Here is an 8,124-nt window from a genome sequence, read left to right on the forward strand (position 1 = left end):
AATGACAGATTTAAATGCAGCCAATTCCGGCACATACAAGTTTGACGATACTTTTAAAATTAATCGTCTCGGATACGGCACCATGCAGTTAACCGGTCCAGGCACTTGGGGACCTTATAAGGACCCCAAGCAGGCTGAGTCCGTCATTGTCAGAGCAACCGAACTGGGAATCAATTTCTTCGATACCGCTGATTCATACGGTCCGTGGTTTGCCGACCGCTATTTGGCAGCCGGTTTAAAGAAAGCCGCCAATCGCGAGCAAATCTTCATTTCCGATAAAGTCGGTCAAACTCGTCAAGGACCGGGAATTTGGACACCGCATGGTGAACCCAACTATCTGCGTCAACAAGTAGAAGTTTCCATGATGGCGCTCGGCATCGACCACGAAGACCTTTTGTTCCTTCACCGGATCGACAGCCATTTCTCAGTAGCCGATCAAGTTGGTGAGCTAAAAAAGATGCAGGACGAAGGCAAAATTAAGCATATCGGCTTAAGCCAAGTTACCGTCGATCAAATTAAAGAGGCCCAGAAGTATGCCAAAATCGACGCCATCGAAAATCTCTACAACGTTGCCAATCATAAAGATGATGATGTTGTTGATTACGCAGAATCACAGCACATGGCCTTTGTTCCCTGGTTCCCATTAAATACCGGTAAGCTAACGGGGGCTGACAGCCCGCTAAGTGCGCTGGCAAAGAAATACAATGTTTCGGACGCCAAATTGCCTTGGCCTGGTTATTGAAACGTTCGCCAAATATCTTGCCAATTCCAGGAACCTCTTCCATTCAGCACTTGGAGGATAATGTTGCCGCGGCCAATGTTAACTTAAGCGATGAAGACTTTGAACAATTAAGTCACTTGGCAAACTAACTTACTAAAAAGTGCAAACCGGTTTTCGATTATCAATCAAAAAAGTTATAAAAATCAAATAAGGGGTTGAGAGTATTAGGCTCTCAGCCTCTTATTTAATATTATAGATACGGATGCATCGGCATCTTTTTTTGTTTGATTTTAAGAAATTTGACGGTTCCATCAACTAAAACAAGTAACATCCCACCAGCCAGCAGCAACAGATTAGGTGATAGCAACTGACCGGCCATCCACATTCGAATAAATTCAATTATTCCCAAAACCAGTAAAATATAATGACTGGTTAATTTCTTATAACGTTGCGCAAATTCAGGCCTGTATTTGGTTAACATATTTTTCAATTAAGCTGTTATCATGATACAGCCTAAATCTGCCTCCATTCTTCATAATGTTTCTTCAACTAACTAACACCCATACCATACCCTTTAAAATTATATACGTGCATCTTCATCTTTATTTTTGCTTAAATTGGTTTTTGACAAAAATTCATTCAGACGTTTAATTCTTGCGGCTTATTTTCACCATTCAGACCAACTTTTTCGGCAAACCAGAGCAATCCGCCAATTACCACAATTTCGGCAGCAACGATTAACACTTCATCTAAAGCTGAAAGCGAAAGAAAGAAACCAAACGTTGCCAAAAGGTTGTTAGCCATATGTACCAAAATCGAGGTTAACAATCGCCCCGTTTTCATATAGGCATACCCTAAGATTATCCCAATCACTAAATATACCAAGTATTGGGGAATGTTGGCCGTAGCGTGAAACCAGGCAAAAAAAGCGGCGCTTACAACAATCGGCAGCCAAAAGAGATTATCTTTAAAAATCAGATTGATCAAAAGTCCGCGAAAAATCAGCTCCTCAAGGATTGGTGCAACAATAACAGCCATAACAACAAAGCCGACAGCCGTATTCACATTGATACTTTTTTCCAAAAATGTCTGATTCTCAGTTGTTGACACAACCAAATGTGAAAGAAGACTAAACCCAAAGACAGCAATCAACGATACCGCGAAAACTTTAAATACCTGTTTGAAGTTCACGTGGCGACTGCCAATTCGAACATTGGGTGTCATAATTTCTTGATAAGACTTGTAAGCAAATCTAATTGCAATTGTGGCAAATATGCCCACAAATAAAATGAAAAAGATTATAAATGTCAGTGACCTACCATGAATGTACTCGCCAAACGGGAGTGGCACTGACACAAGTTGATACAATAAAAATGAAATTAAAAGATAGTATATGGTGTGTGAAATTGGCGTTGATTTAAAAAAGCGCTTTTCCTTTTGACGATTGGCTTTTGATAATTCCGGTTTGTTAAGCGGCGCTGTTGTTTGCTGTTCTTCCTGCATCTTTTACGTCTCCTCATATTTTTTAGCTAAGTTTATTATTCTACCCTACAATTTGACCATTATATTTAAATCTCCTGCTTGATCGGTTATTTAAACGTCCGGTTAAATCCTTTCATAAACTGATGAACCCAATCTTCCATTCTACGATGCATTCTGGGAACCCCACCTTGAATGTATGACAGTTCGCTGCCGAATAATTCTTGGATATTCTTAATTGAACCCAAACTATTAAAACCTTCACTGAAATTTTTCTTTTTCGAATTAAGCATAAAAATCGCTCCTTTTGTTTTGATGTTTACAGGTTAACCATCTGGGCACCGACAAGTCAATGAAATCACTGTCTCTAATTAACAGACAATGTCTAATAACCATGGCCTTTGTTGATTTACCGGTAACAGGGATGTGCTTTAATCAGCATATTTAAGTTCAAAATATCGATCGCAAACTAAAACGTAACCACCATTTTAAAGTGGTTACCGTTTTATTAAATCAGTATTCTCGAGGTAACTGAAAGCCGGAATCAATCTGCTCAAAGCCCATTTTCTCATCAGTTGCCAATGAATCCGGAATGACTGCCGAAACCAGCGATATACCAGAGCCCAGCTCACGATGGATCTTATTAATAAGTTTTCGACTGATTTCCAGTTGTGGGTAATCATCCCTGACAACCAATTCGGATAAATAACAACACGTTGCTTCATCACTAAAGCCACGAACCACGCCTACCAGCCGGTCATCATCCCAGGCACTGTACAACAGGTTGGCATTTCGAATCATTCGAGTCAGTCTGCCAAGGTCATTAGTCGGCCGTTGACTTTTCGAATGTGCGATCAGGTTGGCCAGTTGCTTACTACTAATTTTCGCCGTTGCCGAATAAATAATCATTTGCTACGCCTCCCGTCGAATCCGAACTAACTTTGACAACTTCTGATATCCCAAAGCCTTATAAAACCCAATCGCTTCTGGGTCAGCTCGCAAAACAATTGTTACCCGACTGCCCAAATAAGCCTGAATGGTTTTCAAAAGTTGTTTGCCAAGCCCTTTTCTCTGATAAGCCGGCAAAATTACAATTTCACTCAAATAACAGCTGTCCTCATAATCTGTCAGACAACGGGCCATGCCGATCAATTGCCCATTTTCCCACATAGTAGCTGTTAATTGTGTGTGATCCAACATCGTCTGAAGCCGCTTGGAGTCATACGACCACTTTTCTTCAACAAAGCCAGCTGATTTGTATAAAGTCAGCAACTGATTAACCGTTATTCGCTTATTAACCTTAATTTCTACCATAATTATTAACAGTCTCCCAAAATTATAAAAATTCGTCTTTTGATAAAAGCAGACCTGGCTAACCCAACAACCGTCATCAAAACGATCCATGCATAAAGCCCATTTTAGCCATCAACTCTTTTTGCATCTTTTCCTGAAATTGTTTAATCGACTTGGCGTTCCGGGTGAGAAAGTCAGTAAAACTTTGACGATCAATATCAAATGTTTGATCATCAAAACTACCGGTAGTCTGAAATCGGCCATCATTAACCCAGCGCTGTAACAAATTCTTGTCGACATAGATTCCCTGCTTTTTGGCCAGACTAATCGCTTCTTTCGCTGTCATTGCTATCATCCTCTCTTCAAGAAACCATTCAAACTTTACATGCAGTTTAAGCCAATCTGATTTTCAAAACAAGTCTGGCGCAAAGTCATTTTACGCCTTGTTCACCAGTGAGCGTTATTGTCGACTACCTACTTTAGAATTGTTATAATGTAGATAGAAATAAACCGTTTTGGAATGGAGGAAAATTATGAAAACACAGTTAACCAACTATCGACGTTTAATCGGTGTGCTTATCGTAAGTGCACTGGCATTAGTGCTTCAGTTTGTACTTGGATTACCGCAATACGCCCAAATTACGATTTCGATTCTCGGCTCACTGATTGCACTGCTCATGTTTATTGACATGGTTCAAACCCTTCGTTCTGGTAAATTCGGTGTTGATTTATTAGCAATTACTGCTGTTATCGCCACTATTGTTGTTGGCGAATATTGGGCGGCTATGATCGTCCTGTTAATGTTAACGGGTGGTGATGCCTTGGAAGACTACGCAGCTAATAAAGCCAATTCCGAGCTTAAGTCATTAATTGAAAATTCACCGACTGCCGCACACCTTGTTAGCGGCGATACGATTCAAGATATCAAAATTGATGTGGTTAAAATTGGCGACCGGCTGCTTGTTAAACCAGGTGAAATTATTCCGGTTGACGGCACCATTACAGAAGGCTGCGTTACGGTCGATGAAGCATCATTAACCGGTGAATCACGACCAATCGATAAGCAAACCGGTGATAACGTCATGTCCGGGGCCGTCAATGGTGACGCTTCTTTTTATATGATTGCCGACAAAACGGCTGATGATAGTCAGTATCAAAACATTATCCGATTGGTTAAACAGGCCGAGTCCCAACCGGCTCACTTTGTTCGGTTGGCAGACCGGTACGCCGTTCCATTTACGCTAGCCGCCTATGTTATCGCCGGAGTCGCTTGGTATCTTTCCGGTGATCCGGTCCGATTTGCGGAGGTTCTGGTTGTCGCCTCCCCCTGCCCACTAATCCTAGCCGCACCAATCGCGCTGGTTTCCGGTATGAGCCGGGGCAGCCGAAACGGGATTATTGTTAAGAGTGGAACGATAATTGAAAAGTTGGCCGGCGCAAAAACATTTGCGTTCGATAAAACAGGAACCATTACCAAGGGACATTTAACCGTTGATGATGTTTTTGGAACCAATGGTTATACGCCTGATCAGGTTCTTCAATTGGCCGCCGGTGCTGAACAACAATCCAGCCATATTCTGGCCCGCTCATTGGTAGCGGCCATCCCCGACCGAATTCCAACTGCCCAAGATGTTAGGGAAACAACTGCCGAAGGGGTTTCTGCAATAATTGACGGTCAGTTGGTTAAAGTCGGAAAAGCCGCATTTGTTACACCTGACCCCATTAAAAAAATTGACAAAACAACCGTCTATGTATCCGTTGACGGCACTTATGCCGCTACGTCAGTTTTGCTGACGAACTGCGCCCCGAAGCTAAGCGTGTAATGGAACGACTACATCAACTCGGCGTTAAGCAAATTATGATGATTTCCGGCGACCGTCAACCAATCGCACAGCAAATCGCCGATAAGGTCGGCATCGATAAAGTGTATGCCGAAAAACTGCCAAAGGAAAAAATTGCTGTTTTGGATCAGCTTGATAATACTGAACGACCCGTTTGTATGGTTGGCGATGGTGTAAATGACGCACCTTCCCTGGCTACAGCAGATGTCGGTATCGCGATGGGGCTCATGGTTCCACCGCTGCCAGTGAATCGGCAGATGCCGTAGTCTTAAAAGACGATTTGAGTCTGGTTGGTAAAGCTGTGGCCATCTCCAAGGAAACCATGAGTGTGGCCCGCCAATCAGTTTTAATCGGCATTGCTATTTGTTTAGTCCTAATGCTAATTGCCAGCTTCGGCGTTATTCCGGCAATTATTGGCGCACTTTTCCAGGAAGTTGTCGATACCGTTACTATTTTATGGGCCCTGAGAGCTCGAATTGACAAAACTGAGGTAACCTCAATTTCTTCTGGAAATGGGAAAAAGCATCCTGCCAAAGCTTAAAAACCAGTAATTACAGAAATCAATAATAAAAAGGCTATTAGTCGGGGAAATCCCTCAATTAATGGCTCTTTTTTAACTACGATTCCTGACTTTTTTCATATTCCAAATACTGATACAACAGCAATTCCATAATAATAATTAATGAGACATGTGAGGTCATATCAACCTGATTAATCTTTAATTCATCGGTAAATAAATACAAATTTTCATCACTCATATTTTGAATCGTATTATTATTAGCCCCCGTTATAGAAACTAACGCAGCGTAATTTTTATGCCGTTTTAGATTTTGAATAATTGAAATCAGTTCATCATCCTCACCGGCATAATCAAACACAAAGATGAGATCGTTTTGGTCAACGTTACGGTAAGCTAATTTTCGCTGTTCAAAGTTTTTGGGGAAAACGACAATAAAATCATTTAACGTATACAAATATTCGATATAATCAGTCGCATACTTGCTGAAACCCTTGGCATAAAAATAAAGCTTGGGATGATGCGCCATTTGCCGACAAATTTTTAAAAGTTTGCGTTCATCGAGAACCCGAATCGTTTCTTCAATATTTTTAAGGTATTCGCCCCGATACTGAGATTGCTTCTCGACAAAGTTAACATCTGGATCTGTTTTCTTGTCACTATTTAAAACAGTATATTTGATCACCGTACTAAATTCACTATACCCGGAAAAGCCGATTTTACGGACAAACCTTAAAAACGTCGTTGTTGAGACAAAGCAAGCTGCCGCGACCTCCCGGATACTTTTATTCTGAATTTCGGCCATATGTTTAATCACATAATCAAGCAGTGTATATTCATTTTTAGTCAATTTTTCCACATATGGCTTAATAATTTCAAAAAAATTCATTAAAATCCCTCTAGTCCGGAACGCCTAATACGATTGAATGGATATTACCGCCGCCAAGCAGCAATTCACGCGCGTATACGGGTTCGATTTTTCGATCAGGAAACAGCTGCTGATACTGATCAATAGCCGCTTGATCGTGTTCATCCCCAAAAACAGGTAAAATTACGGCGCCGTTCGTTAAGTAACAGTTAATGTAGGAAGCCGTCAATCGATCACCGGCATACCTTGGCAGTAAACCGTTCACCGGGTCGACGCCTTCACTTTCTGCTGCCGTTGCCAACAGCGGCTTGGGTAACGTGACCTTGTGAATTTTTAACTTGCGCCCCTTGGCATCAACAGCCCCGTTTAAAACTTTAAAGGCTTTATGCGTGATTGCAAACATCGGATCAGACCGGTCTTCCGTCCAATTTAATGCGACTTCCCCAGGTCGAATAAAAGTCACCAGGTTATCAACATCCCCATTGGTTTCGTCCATAAAGTACCCCTGTTCCAACCAAATAATTTTGGTAACATCGAGATACTTTTTTAAAACTGTCTCAACGGCAGCTTTGGAAACCTGACCGTTTCGCCCCTCCGAGAGAACCGATTCTTCAACTGCCATCAAGGTTCCCTCACCGTCAGTCTGGTAACCGCAGCCTTCCAGCACAAAATCAACGCTGTAATAATTCAGCCGGTCTAAATCAGCCAATTTTCCAGCTACCAGGTTATCCTGGTCCCACGGAAAATATAAACCGTCAAACAAGCCACCCCACGCATTAAACTGCCAATTAGCCAGCCGGACCCGGTGATCATGATTAATAAGATAAGCCGGCCCAATATCCCGTATCCAGGCATCGTTATAACTCATTTCAACGACTCGGATTTTCTCGGAAAGGACGTGTCGGGCGTGTTGATACTGTTCCCGTGAGACCAACATCGTTACTGGTTCATATTGACTGACCTTAGCAGCCACTTCAGCAAACGTTTTTTGAGCCGGCTTGGCACCTTCCCGCCAGTTATCCGTTCTTTGGGGCCACATCATGTAAGATTGTCGGTGATGCTGCCACTCGGGTGCCAAATAATAGCCATCCCGCTGTGGATTTGAATTTCTAATTTCCATTTTTTTACCTCGACTCGTTTCTAAATCAATTCTATCATGTTCCCCAATTTAATAGCCAGTGAACTACTCGGCCATGAATGACCGAGCTTCTGGGAACACGAAGTAGTATTTAGGCTGTTACATCGGTATGCCGAACACCTAACTTACAGAACCCCGCTCTTTTACCATGGCTAGTCCCTAACCAGTAGCTTTTAATCCGCGCTTCAGGATATTAACTGCCGCATTAATATCCCGATCGTGATGGGTCTGACACTCAGAACACGTCCATTCCCGAATTACTAAGGG

9 protein-coding genes and 2 pseudogenes are annotated in these 8,124 nt (G+C 42.1%); 2 read left to right on the forward strand and 9 right to left on the reverse strand.

Annotated features, from left to right (window positions below; translation table 11 throughout):
* Position 1 precedes the first annotated feature (1 nt).
* A pseudogene (locus JCM14108_RS08025) lies at positions 2-870 on the forward strand (aldo/keto reductase).
* Between the two features lie 101 nt (positions 871-971).
* Here JCM14108_RS08025 and JCM14108_RS08030 read toward each other — a convergent pair.
* From JCM14108_RS08030 to JCM14108_RS08055, 6 genes are all read right to left on the reverse strand, one after another.
* Positions 972-1,202, reverse strand: coding sequence for a hypothetical protein (locus tag JCM14108_RS08030; RefSeq protein WP_035180029.1), 231 nt, complete (start codon positions 1,200-1,202; stop codon positions 972-974).
* A 158-nt stretch (positions 1,203-1,360) separates the two neighbouring features.
* Entirely contained in the window at positions 1,361-2,224 is an 864-nt protein-coding gene (locus JCM14108_RS08035) for a CPBP family intramembrane glutamic endopeptidase (protein WP_081759877.1), read from the reverse strand.
* Between the two features lie 86 nt (positions 2,225-2,310).
* A complete protein-coding gene (locus JCM14108_RS08040) occupies positions 2,311-2,493 on the reverse strand; it encodes a hypothetical protein (RefSeq protein ID WP_035180024.1) in 183 nt (60 codons plus the stop codon).
* A gap of 220 nt (positions 2,494-2,713) precedes the next feature.
* Positions 2,714-3,109: a GNAT family N-acetyltransferase gene (locus JCM14108_RS08045; protein ID WP_035180025.1), complete on the reverse strand. Its 396-nt coding sequence runs from the start codon at positions 3,107-3,109 to the stop codon at positions 2,714-2,716.
* Positions 3,110-3,112: 3 nt separating this feature from the next.
* Positions 3,113-3,514, reverse strand: a complete 402-nt coding sequence (locus JCM14108_RS08050) for a GNAT family N-acetyltransferase (protein ID WP_035180031.1) — start codon at positions 3,512-3,514, stop codon at positions 3,113-3,115.
* A 76-nt stretch (positions 3,515-3,590) separates the two neighbouring features.
* The gene (locus JCM14108_RS08055) at positions 3,591-3,839 is read right to left on the reverse strand and encodes a hypothetical protein (RefSeq protein WP_035180026.1); all 249 of its coding nucleotides are present in this window, start codon (positions 3,837-3,839) and stop codon (positions 3,591-3,593) included.
* A 187-nt stretch (positions 3,840-4,026) separates the two neighbouring features.
* Between JCM14108_RS08055 and JCM14108_RS08060 the strand changes: the two are divergent.
* Positions 4,027-5,875 (forward strand): annotated as a pseudogene (locus tag JCM14108_RS08060) (heavy metal translocating P-type ATPase).
* A gap of 76 nt (positions 5,876-5,951) precedes the next feature.
* On the opposite strand, the gene JCM14108_RS08065 reads toward JCM14108_RS08060, so the two are convergent.
* From JCM14108_RS08065 to JCM14108_RS14330, 3 genes are all read right to left on the reverse strand, one after another.
* The gene (locus JCM14108_RS08065) at positions 5,952-6,740 is read right to left on the reverse strand and encodes a MurR/RpiR family transcriptional regulator (RefSeq protein ID WP_035180027.1); all 789 of its coding nucleotides are present in this window, start codon (positions 6,738-6,740) and stop codon (positions 5,952-5,954) included.
* 10 nt (positions 6,741-6,750) lie between these two features.
* Positions 6,751-7,839: an agmatine deiminase gene (gene aguA, locus JCM14108_RS08070; protein ID WP_035180028.1), complete on the reverse strand. Its 1,089-nt coding sequence runs from the start codon at positions 7,837-7,839 to the stop codon at positions 6,751-6,753.
* 177 nt (positions 7,840-8,016) lie between these two features.
* A partial coding sequence (locus JCM14108_RS14330; RefSeq protein ID WP_152536923.1) for a zinc ribbon domain-containing protein occupies positions 8,017-8,124 on the reverse strand: 108 nt, incomplete at its 5' end.

Source organism: Lentilactobacillus farraginis DSM 18382 = JCM 14108, assembly GCF_000583655.1.
GTDB classification, from domain to species: domain Bacteria; phylum Bacillota; class Bacilli; order Lactobacillales; family Lactobacillaceae; genus Lentilactobacillus; species Lentilactobacillus farraginis.

Excerpts from the sequence above, each read along its gene's own strand:
- JCM14108_RS08035 (WP_081759877.1), bottom strand. The coding sequence starts at position 2,224 with ATGCAGGAAGAACAGCAAACAACAGCGCCGCTTAACAAACCGGAATTA.
- JCM14108_RS08030 (WP_035180029.1), bottom strand. The coding sequence starts at position 1,202 with ATGTTAACCAAATACAGGCCTGAATTTGCGCAACGTTATAAGAAATTA.
- JCM14108_RS08040 (WP_035180024.1), bottom strand. The coding sequence starts at position 2,493 with ATGCTTAATTCGAAAAAGAAAAATTTCAGTGAAGGTTTTAATAGTTTG.
- JCM14108_RS08045 (WP_035180025.1), bottom strand. The coding sequence starts at position 3,109 with ATGATTATTTATTCGGCAACGGCGAAAATTAGTAGTAAGCAACTGGCC.
- JCM14108_RS08055 (WP_035180026.1), bottom strand. The coding sequence starts at position 3,839 with ATGACAGCGAAAGAAGCGATTAGTCTGGCCAAAAAGCAGGGAATCTAT.
- aguA (WP_035180028.1), bottom strand. The coding sequence starts at position 7,839 with ATGGAAATTAGAAATTCAAATCCACAGCGGGATGGCTATTATTTGGCA.
- JCM14108_RS08050 (WP_035180031.1), bottom strand. The coding sequence starts at position 3,514 with ATGGTAGAAATTAAGGTTAATAAGCGAATAACGGTTAATCAGTTGCTG.
- JCM14108_RS08065 (WP_035180027.1), bottom strand. The coding sequence starts at position 6,740 with ATGAATTTTTTTGAAATTATTAAGCCATATGTGGAAAAATTGACTAAA.